The 503-nt window shown below is 73.4% G+C and carries 1 pseudogene; it reads left to right on the plus strand.

Annotation, left to right across the window (positions count from 1 at the left end):
- Nucleotides 1–75 precede the first annotated feature (75 nt).
- Nucleotides 76–503, plus strand: a pseudogene (locus tag HMPREF1316_RS01415) (IS21 family transposase); the annotation flags it as partial.

A 503-nucleotide genomic window follows, 5' to 3' on the forward strand; every position in this document is an offset into this window, starting at 1 on the left:
GGGGCGAGGCCGCCGAGTGCGTGCGCGAGGGGCTCGCGGGCGTCTTCGCGTTCGTGGGCGGCGTGCCCGCGCGCGGTGCTCGACAACGCGACGGAGGTCGGCAGGAGGGTGTGCGGGGAGGTGCGCACCAGCGAGCCCTTCAGGCTGTTCGCCGCCCACTACGGGCTCGACCACGCCCTCGCCGACCCCTACTCGGGCAACGAGAAGGGCAACGTCGAGAACGAGGTCGGCTGCCACAGGCGCGACGCCTTCGTCCCGGTCCCGAGCTTCCACGACGTCAGGGCCTTCGACCGGCGCCTGCTCGCGGACTGCCTGGACATGAGCGACAAGCCCCACTACCGCCTCGGCACCCCCGAGCCCGAGCTGTTCGAGGAGGACAGGGCCGCCCTGCGCGAGCTGCCGCCCGCCGCCTTCTCGTGCGCGAGGTGGGAGGTCCGCAGGTGCAGCAAGCAGGGCGTGTTCACGATGGGCGGCGTCCACCGCTACTCCGCGGGCCCCGCCTA

Source organism: Olsenella profusa F0195 (genome assembly GCF_000468755.1).
In the GTDB taxonomy this organism is placed as follows: domain Bacteria; phylum Actinomycetota; class Coriobacteriia; order Coriobacteriales; family Atopobiaceae; genus Olsenella_F; species Olsenella_F profusa.